Source organism: Janthinobacterium darwini (genome assembly GCF_051380905.1).
Classification (GTDB): domain Bacteria; phylum Pseudomonadota; class Gammaproteobacteria; order Burkholderiales; family Burkholderiaceae_D; genus Janthinobacterium.
In genome coordinates this window covers 603,087-625,313 of the sequence record NZ_JBNYXX010000001.1, presented here as the reverse complement: position 1 = coordinate 625,313, position 22,227 = coordinate 603,087, and the positions used below count along the sequence as shown (strand labels likewise).

Here is a 22,227-nt window from a genome sequence, read left to right as displayed (position 1 = left end):
CGTTAAAACACCCAGAGTTTATCGGCCGGCATATGCAGCCAGTACTTGCCCGCTTCAAGCTTGTGGCGCGAATAGGCGCGCAGGCTGATATTCTCGGCGCCACCGCGCTCGAACAGGCACTCCCAGCGATCCCCCAGGTACATGCAGGTCAGCAGTGGCAGCTCGATGGCGTTGTCCACCTGCGTGGCGCTGATCTTCACTTCCTCGACGCGGATCATGGTGGTAACTTCCGTGCCCACGTTGGCGCCGCGCGCCACGCCCTGCATGGAGGCGCCATCGACCAGCAGCCGGACGGCGCTGCCATCGCGCTGCACCACCTTGCCGGGCAGGCGGTTGTTACTGCCCATGAATTCGGCCGTAAACAGGGTGTCTGGCGTTTCATACATGCTTTGCGGTGTGCCCTGCTGCTCGATCTTGCCGTTATTGAGCAGCAAAATGCGGTCGGAAATGGCCATCGCCTCGCCCTGGTCATGCGTCACCATCAGTGCCGACAGGCCCAGGCGCACGATCAGTTCGCGCAGGAAGGCGCGCGCTTCCTCGCGCAGCTTGGCGTCCAGGTTCGACAGCGGTTCATCGAGCAGGATCACGGGCGGGTTGTACACCAGCGCCCTGGCGATCGCCACGCGCTGCTGCTGGCCGCCGGACAGCTGATGCGGATAACGTTCGCCCAGGTGCCCCAGACCCAGCTGCGTCAGCACTTCCTTGATGCGCGCGGCGATCTCCGTGCTGCCCATCTTGCGCAATTTGAGGCCGTAGGCGACGTTGTCGAACACGGTCTTGTGCGGCCACAGCGCGTACGACTGGAATACCAGGCCCAGGTTGCGATGCTCGGCCGGCATCTCGAAGTGCTTCGCGCCGTCGAAGACATTGCGCTCGCCGATCTCGATGGTGCCCGCCTTCGGGCTTTCCAGCCCGGCGACGGCGCGCAGCAAGGTGGTCTTGCCGCTGCCCGAAGGCCCCAGCAGGGCGACCACTTCGCCTTTTTTCAGGTGCATCGAGACACCCTTCAGGATCTGGTTGGCGGCAGCGCCGGTGCCGTAGTCCAGGTACAGCTCATTGACGGTCAATTCATTCATGATGTGGTCTCAGTCTTTGTATTTAGTTATGCAGCTTGACGCCGAAGCGCAGCGCGATGCCCAGGCCGATGGCCACCAGGGTGATGTTGATGAAGGACAGCGCCGCCACCAGGTCGGTCGAACCGCCCGCCCACAGCGATACCAGCATGGCGCCGATCACTTCCGTGCCCGGCGAGAGCAGGTACACGCCCGTCGAATATTCGCGCTCGAAGATCAGGAAGACCATCAGCCAAGCGCCCAGCAAGCCGTATTTGATCAGCGGCAGGGTCACGTCGCGCGTCACCTGGCCGCGGCTGGCGCCGACGGCACGCGCCGCCTCTTCCAGTTCCGGGCCCACCTGCAACAGCGCGGTGGAAATGAGGCGCATGCCGTAAGCCATCCACACCACCGAATACGCCAGCCACAGGGCGAAAATCGTCGAGCGCACTTCGCGCAGCACGGGAATGACATGACCGCTCAGCCACAGGGCCACGCCGTTGTCCATGCCCTTGAGCATGCCGTCAAGCCAGGCCGGCACGAACAGGAACACCCACAGGAACGACAGGCCGGCCAGCAGGCCCGGCACGGCGCGCGGCACCAGCACGCTGTAGTCGAGCAGGCGCGTGATGCCGTCCTGCTTGCGGTGCATGGCCAGCGCGATGAAGCTGTAGCAGCCCACGGCGAGGGCGCCGCCGACGACGCCGATCAGTATGGTGTTGACGATACCGCGCACGAGCGATGGCTGGTCGAAAATATCGCGGAAATGCTGCAGTGTCAGCACGTCGGCCAGATGCACGCCTTCGCCCCAGTACTGCACGAATGAGCGCAGCACGATGCCCGTCAATGGCAGGATGATGGTGAAGATCAGCCAGCCGGCCAGCAAGGCAAACGCCAGCCATTTCCAGCGGCCCAGCGGCATGGCCTTGCTGCGCGCGCCCTTGCCCTTGATCGACACATACTTGTTGGCGGACTTGAGCAGCCAGCGCTGTATCATCACCAGCGGCATGGTCACCATCACCAGGCAGACGGCGACGGCGGCCATCAAGTGGTAAGACGGCGTACCCAGTTTATTCGTCAGCTTGTACAGATAGGTTGGCAGCACCAAATGGCCTTCCGGATCACCGAGCACCAGCACCAGGCCGAACACTTCGAAGCCGAGGAAGAACACCAGCACGCCAGCATACGCCAGCGCAGGCATGATCATCGGCAGCGACACATTGAGCATCACCTGGATCGGCGAGGCGCCCGCCACGCGGGCCGCTTCCTCCACGTCCGAACCCAGGCTTTTCAGCGCCGAAGAGGCATACAGGTAGACGTGCGGCACGTGCGTCAGGCCGGCAATGATGACGATGCTGGTGAAGGAATAAATATTCCAGGGCACGAAGCCGAGCAGCTCCTTGGCCCAGATCGAGTAAAAGCCCACGGGCCCCATCGAGACGACGTAGCCAAAGCCCATCACCATCGGCGAGACAAAGATGGGCACCAGCAGCATGGGCGCCACCCAGCCGCGGCCGGGCAAGTCGGTGCGCACCATCAAGAAGGCCAGCATGCCGCCCAGCGGCACGGCGATGACGGTCAGGCCGAAGGCCAGCATCAGGCCATTCTTGAAGGCCATGGCGAAATCGGGATCATCGAAGATGAAACGGTAGGAGTCAAAGCCGAATTCGCGCACGGGCATGAAAAACGGCGCGTTCAAAAAGCTCTGATAAAAAATCAGGAACAGCGGCAAGAAGATGGCGATCAGCGTGATCGTCACGACCACGCCGCGCGACCAGTTCAGGCGCGACAAGGGAGAGCGCGACCGTGCAGGCAGCGGCAAGATGGCAGTTTGCATGATGAATCCAATGAATGAAGGGTGCGGCATCCGTCCGCAGGTATGCGCCTGCGGACGGCTAAGACGGCCTAGGAACGATTCCTACTTCTTGCCGGCTGTTTCTTTCCACTGTTTCAGGAAGGCCATGCGCTTGGCCGGTCCCAGAAATTGCAGGATGATCGGGTGCACGGGAATCGGCTTGACGTTGGCCGCACCGATTTGCTTGATCAGGTCAGCCGACGTGGTTTCGCCCGTGACGTCAGCGCGGATGGCGAACAGCTTGGCGCCGTTGGCGATGATGGTCTGGCCGCGATGCGACAAGATGTAATCGAGCCACAGTTTGCTGGCATTGACGTTCTTCGCGTTCTTGTTGATGAACTGCACGCGCGACAGGATCAGGGTGTAATCCTTGGGCAGCACCACGCCGATCGACGGATCGGTCTTGGCGCGCACCAGGGCATACGAGCCCAGCACGTTGTAGCCGATCAGGTTTTCACCCGACGAGATGCGCTCCATCATGGTGCCCGTCGACGACTGCACGCGCACCTTGGCCGTGCCAAAGGCGTTTTGCAGCGCCAGGAATTGCGGATATTCTTTCGCATCCTGCGCCATGAACATGAAGCCCACGCCCGATTTTTCGATGTCGTAGGTGGTGACCTTGTCCTTGAATTTCGGCGTGGCGATCAGCTTGACGAAGTCGTCGTGATTCTTCGGCACTTCCTTGGGATCGAGCAGGCGCTTGTTGTAGACAATGGCGGCTGGCTCGAACGTGGTGCCGTAAGCCTGATCATCCCACATGGCCCAGCCAGGGATCTTCGCCGCTTCGACCGATTTGTACTTGAGCGCATAGCCATCGGAGGCCAGGCGCATCTGCAAGTCCATCGCCGACGACCACATCACGTCGGCCGTGTTGCCGCCGGCGGCCACTTCGGAAATGAAGCGGTTATACACTTCGGTGGAATTCATGTCGTTGTATTCGACCGAAATGCCCGGATACAGGGCGCTGAAATCCTTGATCAGCGGAGCGGCAGCCTTGCTGTCGGTGGCGCTGTAAATCACCACCTTGCCTTCCTTCTTGGCCGCGTCGATGATCTTCTGGTAGTCAGCCGGATAGCCGGCCGGCACTTGCGCGAAAGCGGCGCCGGCCAGACTGGCAAACGCGGTGGCAAAGGCGGCTTGGAGCAGGGTCTTGGTTTGCATGGGTTGTCTCCGTCTATGAATAGGTTTTTTTTAATAGGATGTCGTTCAGCGCATCAGGCCAAGCTCATTCGCTTGCCTGGCATACGCATCGACCGCCTTCTTGACATATGCTGTCAGCTTCGGCCCCGTCAGGGCGAATGGGTACAAGCCGGCCTGCGCACGCCACTCGGCGAACTGCGGCGTGGCCATGACACGGTCAAACGTGGCCACCCAGCGCTGGTAGTCCGCCTCGGGCACTTGGGGGCCCATCCACACGCCACGGATGATGGGCCAGACCACGTCGAAGCCCTGCTCGCGCGCCGTCGGCACGCCGGCCAGCACGCCGGGCAGGCGTTTTTCCGACAGCACCGCCAGCACACGCGCATGGTTGGCGCTGGCGTTCAGTGTGGCCTCCGACGTGTCGCCCGAGACCACCTGCACATAATCGGCCTGCATCGCCGTAAATACTTCGCCGCCGCCTTCGAGCGCAACAAAACGCAGCACTTTCGGATCGATGCCGGCATGACGCGCCAGCAGTGCCATCTTCAGCCAGTCCTGGCTGCCGATGGTGCCGGAGACGCCGATCAGCACCTTGTCCGGATGCTGGCGCAGCGCGGCGATCAGGTCGGCCAGGCTCTTGTAGGGCGAATCGCTGCGCACGGCGATCATGCCGTAGTCGGCGCCCAGCGCCGCCACCCAGCGCACGTCGCCCGCCTTCGCATTGCCAAACTTGCCCTGCGCCAGGTTGAGCAGCGAACCGCCCGAAAACGCCACCAGCGTGTTCGCTTCCGCGCGGCGTCGTTGCGATGCCATCGAGTGCCAGGCCACGGCGCCAATGCCACCGGGCAGATAACTGATGCGCATTGGGCCCGCCACGCCTGCCGCGCCCTCCTGCGCCAGGCCTTTTTTCGCCAGCTTGCAGGTCAGGTCCATGGCGCCGCCCGGTTTGGACGGCACCACGCACTCGGCCGGTGCGGACGCTTGCGCGCCTGCCACGGCGGGCAGCAGACACAGTAAAGACAGCAACAGGGAGCGCAGCATCGTCATGGCTTAGAAGCGGTGCTGGATGCCGGCGATCACGCCGCGCTGCGTATTGTCGAAACCGGCATCGTCACGCGACAGGCTGACCAGCTGGTTGTGCTTGGCCTTGGCGTAGGCGCCGGCTACATACAGGTCGGTGCGTTTGGACAGGGCATAGCGCACGCGCGCCACGTACATGATGGGATCGGCATCCGTGTTGGCGGCCACGTTCTTGACGTCCTGGTAGTAGATGACCCCCGTCAGCGTGACTTGCGGCGTGGTCAGGTAACTGACGCCGCCCCAGTACAGGGTCCCGCGCACATCTGGCTTGCCGGCTGCGGCCGGATCGAGCTTGTAGTCGCGTGCAACGGCCTGCACCTTCCATGGGCCTTCGTTGTACATCGCACCCAGGTGATAGGAAGTGGTCTTGTCGCGCGCACCGCCAGCGATGCTGTCGCCATTGACGCGTTCATAGGTAGCCAACAGGCTGACAGGACCGGCCGTGTAGGTCACGCCAGAGGAAAACTTGGCGCTGTCCTGGGCGCCCGTGGATTTCTCGCCGAAGCCGTAAGAGGCGCCGAACTTGAAGTCGCCAGCCTTGCCGGAGTACTTGACCAGGTTGTCGAACGCGGTCGTCATGCCGTACTTGCTTGGGCCGCTGGCGTTGGCCGAGGTAGCCCACGAATAGTAAGGCGCATAGCCCATCGGATCGAAGGGCAGCACGAAGTCGTACACGGTGGTAAACGAACGGCCCAGCACCAGACGGCCATAGCTGCCCTCCAGGCCGACATATGCCTGGCGCTTGAACAACGCGCCATCCGCAGCGCCCGTATCCATCAGGATGCCGCCTTCGAGGTTGAAAACAGCTTTCAAGCCACCGCCCAGGTCTTCGCTGCCGCGGATGCCCCAGCGTGAGGTGTTCATGCCGCCGGAGCTGACGTGGCTGACCGAACCTTTCGATGGCGAGGCGTTGCTGGTGTTGTCGACGCCCACGTCGAGCAGGCCGTAGACCGTGACGTTCGACTGTGCGTGGACAGCGCCGGCTGCGGCGACAAGAACGGCCATGGCGGCCAGCGAGAATGCAGTTTTCTTCATGTAAAGTGTCTCCCTTAGATATAGTTATTGGTGATATGCCTGATCAATTTCATGAATCAGGATCACACTATATGAGCGCCATCCTTTCAATTGGCTTTCAGCATGACAGGTGTCGCCGGCCAGCCACAATGGACATCAACATATTCATCGCCTACCCTGCCGCCAGGCTTACACTGCATCATTTCAACGAATGGCGGAGACCATGCGCATATTATTAGTGGAAGACCATCTGGAGCTGTCGCACTGGCTGGCAAAGGCCCTGCGCGACGCGCACCTGACGGTGGAGACCGCCCACAACGGCGCAGATGCCGACGCCCTGCTGCATACGCAGGAATACTCGCTGGTGCTGCTCGACCTGACCCTGCCGAAGATGGATGGGCTGGACGTGCTGCGCCGCCTGCGCGCGCGCGGCGGCACGCGCGGAAAGACGCCCGTCATGATACTTACGGCGCGTGGCGGCCTGGATGAGAAAGTGCAGGGCCTGAACCTGGGCGCAGACGACTACATGGCCAAGCCGTTCGAGCTGGCCGAACTGGAAGCGCGCGTGAAAGCCCTGCTGCGCCGCAGCCAGGGCAACGAAGCGCTCGTGCACACCTGCGGCGCGCTCAGTTTCGACACCGTCACGCGCATGTTCAGCTATGCCGGCGCCGCCTTTCCCCTGACGCCGCGCGAACACGCGGTGCTCGAAGCGCTGATCACGCGCTCCGGGCGCGCCGTATCGAAGGAAAAGCTGTTCGATGAAGTGTTCGCGCTGGCCGACGACGTCAACCTGGACGCCATCGAACTGTATATCCACCGCGTGCGCAAGAAACTCGAAAGCGGCGTGGAAAGCGGCTCGCCCGACGGCGCCGTCATCACCACCCTGCGCGGCATCGGCTACCTGCTGCAACCGCGCAGCGCCATGGCGCCGGCCACGCCACGATGAGCGTGCGCGCCCCACACCTGCCCGTATTCGAGCGCCTGCGTCGGCGCTGGGGGCAGGGCCGCCCGCTGGGCAGCCTGCGCAGCCAGCTGCTGCGCTGGCTGCTCATCCCGCTGGTGATGCTGGTGCTGCTGGACGCCGTCTTTGTCTACCGCAACGCGCTCGACGCGGCCGACATGGCCTACGACCGCTCCCTGCTGGCATCGACGCGGGCGCTGGCCGAGCGCGTCTCCATCGTTGGCGGCAAGGTGGTGGCCGAAGTGCCTTACGTGGCGCTCGACAGCTTCGAGACCGATACCCTGGGCCGCATCTACTACAAGGTCACGGGCATCAACGGCGAACTGGTCTCGGGCTATGGCGACTTGCCGCCCGTGCCGAAAAACGTGCCTCGCTCGCAGAACTACCCCGCCCTGGTGCGCTTCTACCACGCCGATTACCACGGCAAGCCGATCCGCATCGCCGCCCTGCTGCAACCCGTGTATGACGACTCGATGCGCGGCATCGCCCTGATACAGGTGGCTGAAACGCTGGACGCGCGGCGCGGCCTGTCGAACCAGATCCTGTTCGATACCCTGAGCTGGCAGGCGGCGATGATACTGGTGATGGGCGCCCTCGTCTGGTTTGCCGTGCGCCTGGTGCTGCGGCCGCTGATGCGTTTGAAAACGGAAGTCGAGACACGCACCTTGTCTGACCTGTCCGACGTCGATCCCAAGCTGGTGCACAAGGAAATGCGCCCGCTGGTGAGCGCCATGAACGGTTCCATGTCGCGCCTGCAGCAGCTGATCGCCAGCCAGCGCCGCTTCATCGCCGACGCCTCGCACCAGCTGCGCACGCCGTTGACGGTGCTGAAGACCCAGGCCGAACTGGCCATGCGCGAATGTGACCGCCAGGCCGGCACGCCGCCGGACATGGCCGCCCTGCGCGACATTGTGCGCTCGATCGCCGCCACCACGGATTCGACCGTGCTGCTGGCCAACCGCCTGCTGACCCTGGCCCGCATCGAGCATGGCGGCGACAGCCTGGCCATGGATACCGTCTCGCTGCGCGACATGGCGCAGCAGGTGGGGCTGGAAATGGCCATGGCTGCCGTCGGCAAGAATATCGATTTATCGCTGGAAGCGCCCGACGACGCGCCCGTGCATGGCCAGGCCTTGCTGCTGCACGAACTGCTGGCCAACCTGGTCGACAATGCCCTGCGCTACACGCCGCAGGGCGGCAGCGTGATCCTGCGCGTGCGCGCGGCGCAGGCAAGGAACGGACACGGCGCCGTGCTGGAGGTGGAGGACAGCGGTGCCGGCATCCCGCCTGCGGAACGTGAACGGGTATTTACGCCGTTCTACCGGGTTGGCGCGGCACTCGAGAGCAACCCTGGCGGCGCCGGCCTGGGACTGGCCATCGTGCGCGACATCGCTGCCCTGCATGGCGCGCGCCTGGAACTGGCCACGGCGGCGAATGGACATGGACTGAAAGTCGGCGTGTATTTCGCCGCAACGCCAGTCGATGCTAAGATCGCGCCCTGAGATTTTAATGAAGGCCCACTGCCATGATGACCAAAGAAGACGTAACCGAACTGTTTGCCAATATCGCAGAAAACGCGCCGTGGGATTTGTCCCAGCCGCTGCTGTGGGGCTATTACTTCACCAACCCCACGTCCGAACCACTGGAACAGGCCGCCACCCTGCTGGCGCTGCAGGGCTACCGCCCCGTGGAACTGTACCAGCCCGAACTGGACGACGCGGCCGCCGCCCCAGTGTGGGTGCTGCACGTGGAAAAAGCCGAAGTGCATGGCGTCGATAGTCTGCACGCGCGCAATGGCGAACTGATGGCGTTTGCCCAGGAAAACCAGCTGGCCAGCTATGACGGCATGGATGTGGGTCCCGTCGGTACCGCAGCGTAGGTCGGATTAGGTCCGCAGGACCGTAATCCGACAGCACCATCGGCCACGCCAACATCACGCATAAAAAACGGCGCCCTCGGCGCCGTTTTTGCGTGGATCGCTGAAAACGCTCAGCTCAGGTTTTCCAGGCGGATCTTGGTCACCGTGCCCACCACGCTGTTCAATGCTTCCATCTTTTCGATGGCGGCCGTGACGTTCTTCTCCTGCGTCTGGTGCGTCAGCATGATGATGTCCGTATGCGTCTCGCCCTCGGCCGGCTCTTTTTGCAGCATGGCGTCGATCGAGATGCTGCGTTCGGCCAGGATGCGCGTCAGGTCGGCCAGCACGCCCGGCTGGTCGGCCACGTGCATGCGCAGGTAGTAGCTGGTGGTGATTTCCGACATCGGCAAAATCGCGATATCGGTCATCGCGTTCGGCTGGAAGGCCAGGTGCGGCACGCGGTGTTCCGGGTCGGCCGTGGCCAGGCGCGTGATGTCGACCAGGTCGGCGATCACCGACGAGGCAGTCGGCTCGGCGCCCGCGCCACGGCCCGAGTACAGGCTGGCGCCGACGGCGTCGCCATGCACCAGCACCGCGTTCATGGCGCCTTCCACGTTGGCGATCAGGCGCTTGGCCGGGATCAGGGTCGGATGCACGCGCAGCTCGATGCCTTCCACGCCGTTGACGGTGGCGCGCTTGGTAATGCCCAGCAGCTTGATGCGGTAGCCCAGCTGCTCGGCATAGCGGATGTCGACGGCATTGAGGTTGCTGATGCCTTCCACGTAGGCCTTGTCGAACTGCACCGGGATACCGAAGGCGATGGCCGACATGATGGTGGCCTTGTGCGCGGCATCGACGCCCTCGATGTCGAAGGTGGGGTCGGCTTCCGCGTAGCCGAGTTCCTGCGCCTGTTTCAGCACGGTGGCGAAATCGAGGCCCTTGTCGCGCATCTCGGACAAAATGAAATTGGTGGTGCCGTTGATGATGCCGGCGATCCATTCGATGCGGTTGGCCGTCAAGCCTTCGCGCAGCGCCTTGATGATGGGGATGCCGCCGGCGACCGCCGCTTCGAAGGCCACCATGACGCCCTTGTCCTGGGCGGCGGCGAAGATTTCGTTGCCGTGCACGGCCAGCAGGGCCTTGTTGGCCGTGACCACGTGCTTGCCGTTGGCAATCGCCTGCATCACCAGGGTTTTCGACAGGTCGTAGCCGCCGATCAGTTCGACGACGATATCGATCTCGGGATCGTTGACGATCAGGTAGGGGTCACTAACGACCTTGCAGCCGCCGGCGACCAGCGCTTCGGCGCGCGCCACGTCGCGCACGGCGACGGCGACGACTTCAATGCCGCGGCCCGCGCGGCGCTTGATTTCTTCCTGGTTGCGTTTCAGGACGCTGAACGTGCCGTAACCGACATTGCCCAGGCCCAGCAGGCCGATCTTGATGGATTTCATAGTTGTGCTTGACTGCTCATAAGTGGCGCCCCCCTTTGGCGGCGCCAGGTTGATCGGTATGGTTGATCGAGATTGCTGCTGGCCGGTTCAGCCCCGGCCGTGACGTTTGCGGTAACCTTCGAGGAAGCGCGCAATGCGCCCCATGGCCTCGGTCAGGTCATCGGAGTTGGGCAGGAAGACGACGCGGAAATGGTCGGGCGCGATCCAGTTGAAGCCCGTGCCCTGTACGATCAGGACCTTGGCTTCGGCCAGTAATTCATAGGCAAACTGCTGGTCGTCGGCGATCGGATAGATCTCCGGGTCCAGGCGCGGGAACATGTACAGCGCGGCCTTCGGCTTGACACAGGTAACGCCCGGGATATCGGTCAGCAGCTTGTGCGCCAGATCGCGCTGTTTCAACAGGCGCCCGCCGGGCCCCACCAGGTCTTGTATGCTCTGGTAACCGCCAAGCGCCGTCTGGATGGCAAACTGCCCCGGCGCGTTGGCGCATAGCCGCATCGAGGCCAGCATGTTGAGGCCTTCGATGTAATCTTTTGCGTGGCGCTTTTCGCCCGAGACCACCATCCAGCCGGAGCGGTAGCCGCAGGAGCGGTAATTCTTCGACAGGCCGTTCATGGTGATGAACAACACGTCGTCGGCCAGCGAGGCGATCGACACGTGCTCGGCTTCGTCGTACAGCACCTTGTCGTAGATCTCGTCGGCGAAAATGATCAATTGGTGCTGGCGCGCCAGGTCGACGATCTGCTGCAGCACGGAAACCGGGTACAAGGCGCCAGTGGGATTGTTCGGGTTGATGACGACGATGGCTTTGGTTTGCGGCGTGATCTTGCGGCGCATGTCCTCGATATCGGGATACCACTCGTTCTGCTCGTCGCACACATAATGCACGGGATTGCCGCCCGACAGGCTGACGGCGGCCGTCCACAGCGGATAGTCAGGCGCCGGCACCAGCACTTCGTCACCACTGTTGAGCAGGGCGTTCATCGACATGACGATCAGTTCCGAGGCGCCGTTGCCCAGGTAGATGTCATCGATGGTCACGCCGGCGATATTCTTGCCTTGCGTGTAATGCATGACGGCCTTGCGTGGCGCGAACATGCCTTTCGAATCCGTGTAGCCGGCCGCATTCTGCAGATTGAGCATCATGTCGCGCACGATTTCATCGGGCGGATCGAAGCCGAATACGGCCAGATTGCCGATATTGAGCTTGGTGATCTTGTGGCCTTCTTCTTCCATTTGCCTGGATTTTTCCAGGACCGGGCCGCGGATGTCATAGCAGACGTCCGCCAATTTATTCGATTTCTGAATCGGTCGCAAAATAAATCCCTGTCGTGATGCGGCGCGGCCGGCCTACGCTTGCAGCATGAAAGCCGCGCCAGAACTGTGAACTCGTGAGACTGCAATGCGAAAACAACCATTCTCGCCGAAAGCAGGCCATTTTATCAAATTAAACATGGCAAATTGCAGCATTTCGCGCCGTTTATGCCACGCCATCCGGCACGCGCGTGCTTTTTCCACCGGAAGCTCTTCATCTTCTCTTAATCTTTGCCTACTACTATGGCAAGCGCCGCCTGCCATAGTTACTCCAAAGAATTACCCATAGATTGCAAATTGGAAAGGATGTTGCTTTTCAGTCGCTCTTTTCTGTCACTTATGGCATGCTTGCGCCCTTGGCGCGCAGCGCGCATCCGCACCGCGCGCACACCGATCAACCGACACGAACAGCCCCGACATCGCCATGAAACTGCATGCCAGCAGCACCCAACAATACCAAACCGTCACAGGCTACGATGAAAATGGCGTGGAGATCAATGCCCAGCCATACAACTACAGCCTGATCGTCATGCCGGAAATGCCACCACGGGCGTGGGATGTCGGCAGTTTCGAGCAGCTGAGCGAGGCACATTTCGCGCAAATCCTGGCCGATGCGCCCGACGTGGTCATCCTCGGTACGGGCGAGCGCCAGCGTTTCGTGCATCCGAAGCTGACGGCCGCGCTGACCATGCGCCGCATCGGCGTCGAGTGCATGGATAGCCAGGCAGCCTGCCGCACCTACAATATCCTGATGGGCGAAGGCCGCAAAGTCACCCTGGCCCTGATTCTGGCTCCCGGCGCAGGCAGCGCTGCATGAAAATCAATGTCAACGAACTGCACAGCTCGAGGCTGCTGATGTGGTCCCTGCTGGGCATCTTCATCGTCGTCACCCTGTATGCGTTGGGCGTGCGTACCCTGGTGCCGCCCGACGAGGGCCGCTATGCCGAGATGGCGCGCGAAATGTTCGTCACGGGCGACTGGATTACCACGCGCCTGAACGGCATCAAATACTTTGAAAAGCCGCCACTGCAAACGTGGATGAATGCGCTGACCTTCGCCGCCTTCGGCCTGGGCGAATGGCAGGCACGCCTGTGGACTGGCCTGTGCGGCATCATCGGCGTGTGCATGACAGCATTTGCGGGCAAGAAAGTGTTCGGTCCGCGCGTGGGCCTGTATGCTGGTCTGGTACTGGCGTCGAGCCTGTTCTGGCTGGCTTCCGGCCAGATCAATTCGCTCGACATGGGCCTGTCCGGCATGATGACCCTGACCCTGGCCAGCCTGCTGGTGGCCCAGCGCGACGACGCCACCGCGGGTGAGCGCCGCAACTGGATGCTGGTATGCTGGGCTGGCATGGCGCTGGCCGTGCTGGCCAAGGGCTTGATCGGCATCGTCTTGCCGGGCGCCGTGCTGGTGCTGTATTCGCTGTGCGCGCGCGACTGGCGCATCTGGACGCGTCTGCATCTGGTCAAGGGCTTGCTGGTGTTCTTTGCCATCGCCACACCGTGGTTCGTGCTGGTCGCCCTGCGCAATCCGGAGCAGCCGCATTTCTTCTTCATCCACGAGCATTTCCAGCGCTTCCTGATGAAGGGGCACAAGCGCGAAGGCGCCTGGTACTACTTCCTGGTGCTGCTCATTCCCGGCATCCTGCCATGGATAGGCGTGCTGCCGCAAAGCCTGGCCGCCGCCTTCAAGCGCCAGGAGGGTGCCTTCCAGCCCCGCTTGATGCTGCTGGTCTGGGCCGTTTTCATTTTCTTCTTCTTCAGCTATTCGACCTCGAAGCTGCCTGGCTACATCGTGCCCATCTTCCCGGCGCTGGCCCTGCTGGTGGCGCTGTACCTGGAATCGGCGTCGCGCCGCCAGCGCCTGTTCGCCGCAGGCCTGCTGTGCGTGCTGGGCGCGGCCATCCTTGTCGGCGGACCGATCGCCTTCGGCAAGGCCAGCGCGCGCGACGCGGAAGCCTTGATCGCGCTCAAGGGCTACCAGCCATGGCTGATGGCGGCCGGCTTCTTCGCCCTGGCCGGCGGCGCCCTGGCCTTGCTGCATGCGCGCCAGTTGCGCCGCGACATGACCGTGCTGACGATCGCCGGCGCCGGCTTCCTGGCCACGCACTGCATCCTGGCCGGTTCCGAACTGTATGGCCAGAACCGCGCAGGCACCGACATGCTGCCGCAGATCCAGGCCGAACTGACGGCCGATACCAAGCTCTATTCTGTCGGCATTTATGAACAGTCGCTCACGTATTACCTGCAGCGGCCCGTGATCCTCGTCGATTACTGGGATGAATTCACGTTTGGCCTGAAACAGCAGCCCGAACTGTCCATCCCGACCATCGAACCGTTCATCACGCAGTGGACGAACGATGCCAACGCCGGCGTGCACGACATGGCCATTATCAGCCTGGACCGTTACAAGAGCTTGCAACAACGTGGCGTGCCCATGCGTGTTATTGCCGAGGACGCGCGCCGCATGGTGATTGCCAACAAATAAATGTTTAAAGGAGTGCGAGCCAGTGCGGCTCGCACTCCCGGCCAGCTTGCCGCACCCCATACCAGCATGATTTTTCACCGCTGAACCGACTGCGCCGCCATACTGACGATATAAAATAGCTATGCCTGCCGGCGGACGTTGACCGCATTGGCAGCCTCGGCGACGACGCCCCTGACAAAATACAGAACCAAGAACCGCACCCCATGACCTCTACCCTGCCCTTTTTGCCTTTTTCCAAACCCACCATCGATGAAGCAACCATCGCCGCCGTCGGCGAGGTGCTGCGCTCGGGCTGGATTACCAGCGGCCCGAAAGTGCAAGCCTTCGAAGCCCAGCTGTCCGAGTATTTCGGCGGGCGCCCCGTGCGCACCTTCAATTCGGGTACCTGTACCATGGAAATCGCGCTGCGCATCGCCGGTGTCAAGCCTGGCGACGAAGTCATCACGACGCCCGTGTCGTGGGTAGCGACGGCCAACGTCATCATCGAAGTGGGCGCCACGCCCGTGTTTGCCGATATCGACCCCGTCACCCGGAATATCGACCTCGACAAGCTGGAAGCGGCCATCACCCCGCGTACGAAAGCCATCATCCCCGTCTACCTTTCGGGCCTGCCTGTCGACATGGACCGCCTGTACGCGATTGCTGAAAAGTACAATTTAAGGGTCGTGGAAGATGCGGCGCAAGCGTTCGGTTCCACCTGGAAGGGCAAGCGCATCGGCGCGTTTGGCGACTTCGTCTCGTTCAGCTTCCAGGCGAACAAGAACATCACCACGGGCGAAGGCGGCTGCCTCGTCCTCAACAACCTGGAAGAAGCCAGGCTGGCCGAGAAATACCGGCTGCAAGGCGTCACGCGCAGCGGCGTCGACGGCATCGATGTCGATGTTCTGGGCGGCAAATACAATATGAGCGACATCATGGCTGCCATCGGGCTGGGCCAGTTTGCCAACATCGAGGCCATCACGGCCCACCGCCGCGCACTGGCACGCCACTACTTCGCGCAATTCGGCAGCGACTTCGAAGCGGCGAGCGGCGCCCAGCTGCCCGTGCAGGATTTCGACAACAGCAACTGGCATTTGTTCCAGATCATCCTGCCCGACAACGGCCCCGGTACGCGCGCCGCGTTCATGCAGCAAATGGCGCAGCAAAACGTGGGAACGGGCTATCATTACGCACCGATCCACTTGTTTACCATGTATCGCGAACGCGGCTTTACCGAGGGCATGTTCCCCGTCTCGGAAAAGATCGGCCGCCTGACCGTGACCTTGCCAATGTTCTACGCCATGACGACACAGGACGTGGAGCGGGCCGTCGCCACCGTCAAATCCATCCTCATCAAGTGAGCAGCGCGCCGATGAAACCTGAACTGTCCATTATCATTCCAATCTACAACGAGCAGGATGGCCTGGCCAGCCTGTTCGCCCGCCTGTATCCGGCCCTTGATGCCTTGCAGACGAGCTACGAAATCATTTTCGTCAACGATGGCAGCCGCGACAATTCGGTGGCCATCCTGGCGGAACAGTTCCGCCAGCGCCCCGACGTTACGCGCGTGATCTTGTTCAATGGCAATTATGGCCAGCACATGGCCATCCTGGCCGGTTTTGAAGCGTCGCGCGGGCAGATCATGATCACGCTCGACGCCGACCTGCAGAACCCGCCTGAAGAAATCGGCAACCTGGTGGCCAAGATGCGAGAAGGCTACGATTACGTGGGCTCGATCCGGCGCAAGCGGCAAGATTCCGCCTGGCGCACACTGGCGTCGAAAATGATGAACCGCCTGCGTGAAAAGATCACGAATATCAAAATTACCGATCAGGGCAACATGCTGCGCGCGTATGGCCGCAATGTGATCGACCTGGTCAACCAATGTGCCGAAGTCAACACCTTCGTGCCCGCCCTGGCCTACACGTTTGCCCGCAAGCCTACGGAAATTACCGTCGAGCATGAAGAACGTGCTGCCGGCGAATCGAAATACTCGCTGTACAGCCTGATCCGCCTCAATTTCGACCTGGTCACGGGCTTTTCGCTGATACCCCTGCAAATCTTTTCCATGCTGGGCATGGCGATGTCGCTGGGCTCGGCATTGCTGGTGATCTTCCTGCTGGTCCGCCGCTTCCTGCTGGGCGCAGAGGCCGAAGGCGTGTTTACCCTGTTCGCCATCGCCTTCTTCTTCATGGGCGTGATCCTGTTCGGCATCGGCCTGGTGGGCGAATACGTGGGGCGCATCTTCCAGCAAGTGCGTGCCCGTCCCCGCTATGTGGTGCAAACCATCTTGCAGGACGGCATGACCCAGGCGGAAGCCGAGGCGCCATCGTATGTGCGCCTGGAAAAGCGCCAGGTGGGCCGCTGATGGGCGCCCCACGCGCCGTCGTCTTCGGCTACCACAATGTGGGCGTGCGCTGCATCAAGGTGCTGCTGGCCGGTGGCGTCGATATCGCCCTGGTCGTCACACATGAAGACAGCCCCACGGAAAACCTGTGGTTCGAATCGGTCGCCAGCCTGTGCCAAGCCGAAGGCATCCCCTGCATCACACCAGGCGATGCATGCGCGCCGGAACTGCTGGCGCAGGTGCAGGCCGCAAAACCGGACATGCTGTTCAGCTTTTACTACCGTCATATGTTGCCCGCCAGCATCTTGGAAGTCGCTCCCGCCTACAATATGCACGGCTCGCTGCTGCCGCAGTTCCGCGGCCGCGCCCCCGTCAACTGGGCCGTGCTGCATGGCGCCACGGAAACGGGCGCCACCCTGCATGAAATGACGGTCAAGCCGGACGCCGGCGCCATCGTGGCGCAAACGGCCGTGCCCATCCTGCCCGACGATACGGCGTTTGAAGTGTTTGGCAAGGTCACCGTGGCGGCGGAACAAACCCTATGGGGCGTGCTGCCGGCCTTGCTGGACGGCACGGCGCCACGCCAGCTCAACGATTTGCGCCAGGGCGCTTATTTTGGCGGGCGCAAGCCGGAAGACGGCCGCATCGACTGGAACTTACCCGCGCAACAGGTATACAACCTGCACCGGGCCGTCGCGCCGCCCTATCCCGGTGCATTTACCGAAGTCAACAATATCATTTACACCATTGAACAAGCCCGTTTGAGCAAGCAATCGGCAGGAAGTTTGCCACCGGGCTTGGCGGTAGTGGATAATTGCATCTTTGGCGTCTGCGGAGACGGTCGCATGCTGGCCATTTCCGCGCTGAGGGCTGCCGGGGAGCCAATTTCGGCTCAGCAATTGCAAGCAAGTCTGACCGCCCGCGTCAGCACACACTGATATCACTCAAGAGAATCTCACATGAAAAAAGTCCTCATCTTAGGCGTCAACGGCTTCATCGGCCACCATCTGTCCAAGCGCATCCTCGAAACCACCGACTGGCATGTCTACGGCATGGACATGAACACGGACCGCATCACGGACTTGCTGGAAGATGACAACTACAAGTCGCGCATGCACTTCTTTGAAGGTGATATCACGATCAACAAGGAATGGGTCGAGTACCACGTCAAGAAATGCGATGTGATTCTGCCGCTGGTGGCCATCGCCACGCCGTCGACCTATGTCAAGCAGCCGCTGCGCGTCTTCGAACTGGACTTCGAAGCCAACCTGCCTATCGTGCGCTCGGCCGCCAAGTACGGCAAGCACCTGGTGTTCCCGTCGACCTCGGAAGTGTATGGCATGTGCCACGACGAGGAATTCGACCCTGAAAACTCGGAACTGATCTGCGGCCCGATCAACAAGCCGCGCTGGATCTACTCGAATGCCAAGCAGCTGATGGATCGCGTGATCTGGGGCTACGGCATGGAAGGCTTGAACTTCACCCTGTTCCGTCCATTCAACTGGATCGGCGCCGGCCTCGATTCGATCCACACGCCAAAAGAAGGTTCCTCGCGCGTGGTGACGCAATTCTTCGGCCACATCGTGCGCGGCGAGAACATCTCGCTGGTCGACGGCGGCGCGCAAAAACGCGCGTTCACCTACATCGACGACGGCATCGATGCACTGATCCGTATCATTGCCAACAAGAATGGCATCGCCAGCGGCAAGATTTACAACATTGGCAATCCGACCAATAACTATTCGATCCGCGACCTGGCCGGCATGATGCTGACCCTGGCCGCCGAGTACCCGGAATACGCCGAAGGCGCGAAACACGTGAAAATCGTGGAAACGACCTCGGGCGCCTACTACGGTGCCGGTTACCAGGACGTGCAAAACCGCGTGCCGAAAATCACGAACACCTGCGAAGAGCTGGGCTGGGCGCCGACCACCACCATGGCCGATTCCCTGCGCAATATTTTCGACGCCTACCGCAGCCAGGTAGCCCAAGCCAAAGCCTTGATGGATTAATGTTGAGCAAGCCGTTCCTGACCCTGAAAATCGACGTCGATACCTATCGCGGCACCCGTGAAGGCATGGGCAATCTGGTGCGCATGCTGGCCGCGCACCAGGCCAAGGCCACCTTTCTGTTTTCGCTGGGCCCTGACCATACGGGCTGGGCCCTGCGGCGCGCCTTGCGGCCTGGCTTTTTCAGCAAGGTGTCGCGCACTTCGGTGGTCGAGCACTACGGCTTGAAAACATTGATGTACGGCACCTTGCTGCCGGGACCCGATATCGGCAAGCTATGCGCGGCGCAATTGCGCGCCGTGCGCGATGCCGGCTTCGAGTGCGGCATTCACACCTGGGATCACACCCTGTGGCAAGACAACGTGGCCAAGCGCAATGCCGCCTGGACCATCAACATGATGCGCAAGGCCGCCAACCGCTACGAACAGGTATTTGGCGTGGCGCCGCACACACACGGCGCGGCCGGCTGGCAAATGAATGTCAGCGCCTTTGTCGAGCACGACACGGCCGGCTACCGCTTTGCCTCCGATGGCCGCGCCATGCTCGACGCGCGCGGCGCCATGGTGCATCCGACGAACGGCCCGCATCGCGTGCGCAATGGCAACACCATCCTGCAATGCGTGCAATTGCCCACCACCCTGCCCACCCTGGACGAGTTGCTGGGCTGCGAAATCGACGGCAAGCTGATCACGACCGGCAATGTTGCCGCGCATATATTGTCGCTGACGCAGGACAATCCCCGCGACCACGTGTATACCTTGCATGCGGAACTTGAAGGACAGAAACTCGCCCCCATTTTCGAACAACTGCTGACGGGCTGGAAAGCCCAGGGCTACCAGTTTGCAGCGATGGGCGATTATTATGAAAAGATACAAGATAGCGACTTGCCCGTTTGCCCCATCACCTGGGATGAGTTGCCCGGGCGTTCGGGACGCCTGATTGTGCAGGGCAAAGCGGCCTGAATGCTGTATTGTTGCACCTGGATGCGTTGCCAGATTAAAAAACAGCGCTGATGATCACCGTTCAGGAGAGAACCTGTGGCTGATAGCCAATCCCTCGTTAGCATACCCGACTTTAGCGCCGCCATGACCAGCGGCAAGACCTTTCAGTTGCTGGGCCGTCCAGCCAAGGCCACGGTGCTGTTTTTCTATCCGAAGGACAATACCCCCGGCTGCACCACTGAAAACATCGCCTTCCGTGACGCCTACCCGCAATTTGTCGCCGCCGGCGTGGAAATCTACGGCATCAGCCGCGATTCGCTGCGCTCGCACGAAAGCTTCAAAGCCAAGCTGGAACTGCCATTCGAGCTCATTTCCGACCCGGACGAAGCCGTTTGCCTGCTGTTTAACGTCATGAAGATGAAACAGATGTATGGCAAGACGGTCCGTGGCGTCGAACGCAGCACGTTTGTGATTGACGCTGAGGGCCGATTGGTGAAAGAATGGAGAGGCGTGAAGGTCGCAACTCACGTGGAAGAAGTGCTGGAATTCGTGGCGCGTCTGAAGTGATCATCTGTTCTGATCGAATGCGCGTTGTCGGCTTCCAGCCAGCTTAGTTCGAAATTAGCTCAACCGCAGTTCAGTTCACGGTACCTATCGCCATTTTGAGTCAACGAAGCGCCTCCACCCACTCCGCCAGGCGGGCCTGTAGCCCGCCGATGGCGTCCATGACCGGCCATGTTGCCGGCCTTCCAGCAGTCTCTCGTCCTGTAGTATTGTTGTCCTCCCCGCATCCACCCCATGAGAAGTGCCGCCAGAAGCTGGCTGCCCATGGGCGATTCATTCCAGAAATTTTTTGATTGAGATCCTGATGCCACTGCCAAAATTACCGAGCAAGCCAGCCACCATCCTGGCCACACAAGATTACCCAACCGCAGGCGCAGCGCGCCCGGCCACCAAAACCCCGGCAGCCAAGAAAGTGGCTGCACCTGTTATTGAAGCGGCGATCGCCGAAGTTGCCAAGCCGGTCCGCAATGCGGCCACGAAGATCAAGCAAGTGGCGGCCCTGATGGTCGCCAAGCCGGCGCCAGCACCTGCGCCGGTTGCGGCCGCACCTGCAATCGTTGCCGCGCCTGCGGCAAAAGCCGCGCCGGCGGCGAAAGGCAAGGTCATGCCGATCAAGTCCGTCAAGCAGGCCGAGCAGCCGCATCCGGCCAAGCACAAGCCTGTCGAAGTACAGCTCAAGTCGTCCGCCAGCCGCGCCGCCGACCAGCGCGGCATCAGCAAGCTGTTCGTGCTCGATACCAACGTGCTGATGCACGACCCATCGTCGCTGTTCCGCTTCGAAGAACACGATGTGTACCTGCCGATGATGACCCTGGAAGAGCTGGACAACCACAAAAAGGGCATGACGGAAGTGGCGCGCAATGCCCGCCAGGTCTCGCGTACCCTCGATGCCCTGATCAGCAACACGGATGACGACGCCATCGAACACGGTATCCTGCTGTCCAAGCTGGGCAACAAGGATGCCAAGGGCCGCTTGTTCTTCCAGACGCGTTTGCAAAGCGCGGACTTGCCAGCTGGCTTGCCAGTGGGCAAGGCCGACAACCAGATCCTCGCCGTCGTGCGTTCGCTGGAATCGGAACAGGAAGGCCGCCCCGTGGTACTGGTGTCGAAAGACATTAACATGCGCATCAAGGCGCGCGCCCTGGGCTTGCCAGCCGAAGATTACTTCAACGACCATGTGCTGGAAGACACGGACTTGCTGTACTCGGGCATCGTACAGCTGCCGGATGACTTCTGGAACAAGCATGGCAAGGACATGGAATCGTGGCAGGAAAGCAAGAACGGCTACAGCTCGACGTTCTACCGCGTGACGGGTCCGTTCATTCCATCGCTGCTGGTCAACCAGTTCATCTACCTGGAACCGAAAAACGGCGAAACGCCGTTCTACGGCCAGGTGAAACAGATCAACGGCAAGACGGCCGTGCTGCAAACCCTGCGCGACTTCAGCCACACGAAGAACAATGTGTGGGGCGTGACGGCACGCAACCGCGAGCAGAACTTTGCCCTGAACTTGCTGATGAATCCGGAATGCGACTTCGTCACCCTGCTGGGCCAGGCCGGTACCGGCAAGACCCTGCTGGCCCTGGCCGCCGGCCTGGCGCAAGTACTGGAAACCAAACTCTACAACGAAATCATCGTCACCCGCGTGACGGTGCCCGTCGGCGAAGACATCGGTTTCCTGCCAGGCACGGAAGAAGAAAAGATGTCGCCATGGATGGGCGCCTTCGACGACAACCTGGAAGTGCTGAACAAGTCCGACTCGGATGGCGGCGAATGGGGCCGTGCGGCAACGCAAGACCTGATCCGCTCGCGCATCAAGATCAAGTCGCTCAACTTCATGCGCGGCCGCACTTTCGTCAACAAATTCCTGATCATCGATGAAGCACAGAACTTGACGCCGAAACAGGTCAAGACCCTGGTCACGCGCGCCGGTCCCGGCACGAAGATCCTGTGCCTGGGCAACATCGCCCAGATCGACACGCCGTACCTGACGGAAGGCTCCAGCGGCCTGACCTACGTGGTCGACCGCTTCAAGGGCTGGACCCACAGCGGCCACGTCACCCTGGCCCGCGGCGAGCGTTCGCGCCTGGCGGACCACGCCAGCGAAGTGCTGTAAGTTATAGCGGGCGGCGCAAGCTGCCCCAGTCATTCAAAGCCCCGGCTGCAGCGATG

Annotated in this window: 19 protein-coding genes; 12 read left to right on the top strand and 7 right to left on the bottom strand. The window is 61.5% G+C overall.

Annotated features, from left to right (window positions below):
- Positions 1-2: 2 nt before the first annotated feature.
- The 5 genes from ACQ4WZ_RS02780 to ACQ4WZ_RS02760 form a co-directional block, all read right to left on the bottom strand.
- Positions 3-1,076 (bottom strand): ABC transporter ATP-binding protein, encoded by a 1,074-nt coding sequence (locus ACQ4WZ_RS02780; protein WP_133989981.1) that lies wholly within the window; start codon positions 1,074-1,076, stop codon positions 3-5.
- A gap of 22 nt (positions 1,077-1,098) precedes the next feature.
- Positions 1,099-2,889 carry an ABC transporter permease gene (locus ACQ4WZ_RS02775; RefSeq protein ID WP_101482233.1) on the bottom strand — a complete coding sequence of 597 codons (1,791 nt, stop codon included), beginning with the start codon at positions 2,887-2,889 and terminating at the stop codon, positions 1,099-1,101.
- An 81-nt stretch (positions 2,890-2,970) separates the two neighbouring features.
- Positions 2,971-4,068, bottom strand: coding sequence for an ABC transporter substrate-binding protein (locus tag ACQ4WZ_RS02770; RefSeq protein ID WP_101482234.1), 1,098 nt, complete (start codon positions 4,066-4,068; stop codon positions 2,971-2,973).
- Positions 4,069-4,113: 45 nt separating this feature from the next.
- The gene (locus ACQ4WZ_RS02765; RefSeq protein WP_436572520.1) at positions 4,114-5,094 is read right to left on the bottom strand and encodes a Bug family tripartite tricarboxylate transporter substrate binding protein; all 981 of its coding nucleotides are present in this window, start codon (positions 5,092-5,094) and stop codon (positions 4,114-4,116) included.
- A 3-nt stretch (positions 5,095-5,097) separates the two neighbouring features.
- On the bottom strand, positions 5,098-6,162 hold the full coding sequence (locus tag ACQ4WZ_RS02760) for a porin (protein WP_436572519.1): 1,065 nt from the start codon (positions 6,160-6,162) through the stop codon (positions 5,098-5,100).
- Between the two features lie 202 nt (positions 6,163-6,364).
- Between ACQ4WZ_RS02760 and ACQ4WZ_RS02755 the strand changes: the two genes are divergently transcribed.
- The 3 genes from ACQ4WZ_RS02755 to ACQ4WZ_RS02745 are packed head-to-tail and all read left to right on the top strand — an operon-like array spanning position 6,365 to position 8,981.
- Complete coding sequence (locus tag ACQ4WZ_RS02755; protein ID WP_436572518.1) at positions 6,365-7,087, top strand: response regulator; 723 nt, start codon at positions 6,365-6,367, stop codon at positions 7,085-7,087.
- A gap of 2 nt (positions 7,088-7,089) precedes the next feature.
- Complete coding sequence (locus ACQ4WZ_RS02750; RefSeq protein ID WP_436572517.1) at positions 7,090-8,604, top strand: sensor histidine kinase; 1,515 nt, start codon at positions 7,090-7,092, stop codon at positions 8,602-8,604.
- Between the two features lie 23 nt (positions 8,605-8,627).
- Entirely contained in the window at positions 8,628-8,981 is a 354-nt protein-coding gene (locus ACQ4WZ_RS02745) for a ribonuclease E inhibitor RraB (RefSeq protein WP_436572516.1), read from the top strand.
- A gap of 110 nt (positions 8,982-9,091) precedes the next feature.
- Here ACQ4WZ_RS02745 and ACQ4WZ_RS02740 read toward each other — a convergent pair whose 3' ends face one another.
- The gene (locus tag ACQ4WZ_RS02740) at positions 9,092-10,414 is read right to left on the bottom strand and encodes a homoserine dehydrogenase (protein WP_101482237.1); all 1,323 of its coding nucleotides are present in this window, start codon (positions 10,412-10,414) and stop codon (positions 9,092-9,094) included.
- A gap of 87 nt (positions 10,415-10,501) precedes the next feature.
- Complete coding sequence (locus ACQ4WZ_RS02735) at positions 10,502-11,731, bottom strand: pyridoxal phosphate-dependent aminotransferase (RefSeq protein ID WP_071076139.1); 1,230 nt, start codon at positions 11,729-11,731, stop codon at positions 10,502-10,504.
- A 421-nt stretch (positions 11,732-12,152) separates the two neighbouring features.
- On the opposite strand from ACQ4WZ_RS02735, the gene ACQ4WZ_RS02730 reads away from it, so the two are divergent.
- The 9 genes from ACQ4WZ_RS02730 (at position 12,153) to ACQ4WZ_RS02690 (ending at position 22,171) form a co-directional block, all read left to right on the top strand.
- Positions 12,153-12,545 carry an Mth938-like domain-containing protein gene (locus tag ACQ4WZ_RS02730; protein ID WP_101482238.1) on the top strand — a complete coding sequence of 131 codons (393 nt, stop codon included), beginning with the start codon at positions 12,153-12,155 and terminating at the stop codon, positions 12,543-12,545.
- The gene (locus ACQ4WZ_RS02725; RefSeq protein ID WP_436572515.1) at positions 12,542-14,215 is read left to right on the top strand and encodes a glycosyltransferase family 39 protein; all 1,674 of its coding nucleotides are present in this window, start codon (positions 12,542-12,544) and stop codon (positions 14,213-14,215) included. The genes ACQ4WZ_RS02730 and ACQ4WZ_RS02725 overlap by 4 nt, the downstream gene beginning before the upstream one ends.
- A gap of 203 nt (positions 14,216-14,418) precedes the next feature.
- Positions 14,419-15,555, top strand: coding sequence for a DegT/DnrJ/EryC1/StrS family aminotransferase (locus tag ACQ4WZ_RS02720; RefSeq protein ID WP_101482240.1), 1,137 nt, complete (start codon positions 14,419-14,421; stop codon positions 15,553-15,555).
- An 11-nt stretch (positions 15,556-15,566) separates the two neighbouring features.
- A complete protein-coding gene (locus tag ACQ4WZ_RS02715) occupies positions 15,567-16,562 on the top strand; it encodes a glycosyltransferase (protein WP_101484665.1) in 996 nt (331 codons plus the stop codon).
- Complete coding sequence (locus ACQ4WZ_RS02710) at positions 16,562-17,479, top strand: formyltransferase (RefSeq protein WP_436572514.1); 918 nt, start codon at positions 16,562-16,564, stop codon at positions 17,477-17,479. Before ACQ4WZ_RS02715 ends, ACQ4WZ_RS02710 begins: the two co-directional genes overlap by 1 nt.
- 21 nt (positions 17,480-17,500) lie before the next feature.
- Positions 17,501-18,553 carry a bifunctional UDP-4-keto-pentose/UDP-xylose synthase gene (locus ACQ4WZ_RS02705; RefSeq protein WP_101482242.1) on the top strand — a complete coding sequence of 351 codons (1,053 nt, stop codon included), beginning with the start codon at positions 17,501-17,503 and terminating at the stop codon, positions 18,551-18,553.
- On the top strand, positions 18,553-19,512 hold the full coding sequence (locus ACQ4WZ_RS02700) for a polysaccharide deacetylase family protein (protein WP_436572513.1): 960 nt from the start codon (positions 18,553-18,555) through the stop codon (positions 19,510-19,512). The genes ACQ4WZ_RS02705 and ACQ4WZ_RS02700 overlap by 1 nt, the downstream gene beginning before the upstream one ends.
- A 75-nt stretch (positions 19,513-19,587) precedes the next feature.
- Positions 19,588-20,058, top strand: a complete 471-nt coding sequence (locus tag ACQ4WZ_RS02695) for a peroxiredoxin (RefSeq protein ID WP_101482244.1) — start codon at positions 19,588-19,590, stop codon at positions 20,056-20,058.
- 301 nt (positions 20,059-20,359) lie between these two features.
- Complete coding sequence (locus tag ACQ4WZ_RS02690; protein WP_436572512.1) at positions 20,360-22,171, top strand: PhoH family protein; 1,812 nt, start codon at positions 20,360-20,362, stop codon at positions 22,169-22,171.
- Positions 22,172-22,227: the final 56 nt, after the last annotated feature.

Bases quoted from the DNA above. Each gene is read 5' to 3' on its own strand.
- ACQ4WZ_RS02780 (WP_133989981.1), bottom strand. From the start codon at position 1,076: ATGAATGAATTGACCGTCAATGAGCTGTACCTGGACTACGGCACCGGC.
- ACQ4WZ_RS02775 (WP_101482233.1), bottom strand. From the start codon at position 2,889: ATGCAAACTGCCATCTTGCCGCTGCCTGCACGGTCGCGCTCTCCCTTG.
- ACQ4WZ_RS02770 (WP_101482234.1), bottom strand. From the start codon at position 4,068: ATGCAAACCAAGACCCTGCTCCAAGCCGCCTTTGCCACCGCGTTTGCC.
- ACQ4WZ_RS02765 (WP_436572520.1), bottom strand. From the start codon at position 5,094: ATGACGATGCTGCGCTCCCTGTTGCTGTCTTTACTGTGTCTGCTGCCC.
- ACQ4WZ_RS02760 (WP_436572519.1), bottom strand. From the start codon at position 6,162: ATGAAGAAAACTGCATTCTCGCTGGCCGCCATGGCCGTTCTTGTCGCC.
- ACQ4WZ_RS02755 (WP_436572518.1), top strand. From the start codon at position 6,365: ATGCGCATATTATTAGTGGAAGACCATCTGGAGCTGTCGCACTGGCTG.
- ACQ4WZ_RS02745 (WP_436572516.1), top strand. From the start codon at position 8,628: ATGATGACCAAAGAAGACGTAACCGAACTGTTTGCCAATATCGCAGAA.
- ACQ4WZ_RS02740 (WP_101482237.1), bottom strand. From the start codon at position 10,414: ATGAAATCCATCAAGATCGGCCTGCTGGGCCTGGGCAATGTCGGTTAC.
- ACQ4WZ_RS02730 (WP_101482238.1), top strand. From the start codon at position 12,153: ATGAAACTGCATGCCAGCAGCACCCAACAATACCAAACCGTCACAGGC.
- ACQ4WZ_RS02725 (WP_436572515.1), top strand. From the start codon at position 12,542: ATGAAAATCAATGTCAACGAACTGCACAGCTCGAGGCTGCTGATGTGG.
- ACQ4WZ_RS02720 (WP_101482240.1), top strand. From the start codon at position 14,419: ATGACCTCTACCCTGCCCTTTTTGCCTTTTTCCAAACCCACCATCGAT.
- ACQ4WZ_RS02715 (WP_101484665.1), top strand. From the start codon at position 15,567: ATGAAACCTGAACTGTCCATTATCATTCCAATCTACAACGAGCAGGAT.
- ACQ4WZ_RS02710 (WP_436572514.1), top strand. From the start codon at position 16,562: ATGGGCGCCCCACGCGCCGTCGTCTTCGGCTACCACAATGTGGGCGTG.
- ACQ4WZ_RS02705 (WP_101482242.1), top strand. From the start codon at position 17,501: ATGAAAAAAGTCCTCATCTTAGGCGTCAACGGCTTCATCGGCCACCAT.
- ACQ4WZ_RS02700 (WP_436572513.1), top strand. From the start codon at position 18,553: ATGTTGAGCAAGCCGTTCCTGACCCTGAAAATCGACGTCGATACCTAT.
- ACQ4WZ_RS02690 (WP_436572512.1), top strand. From the start codon at position 20,360: ATGCCACTGCCAAAATTACCGAGCAAGCCAGCCACCATCCTGGCCACA.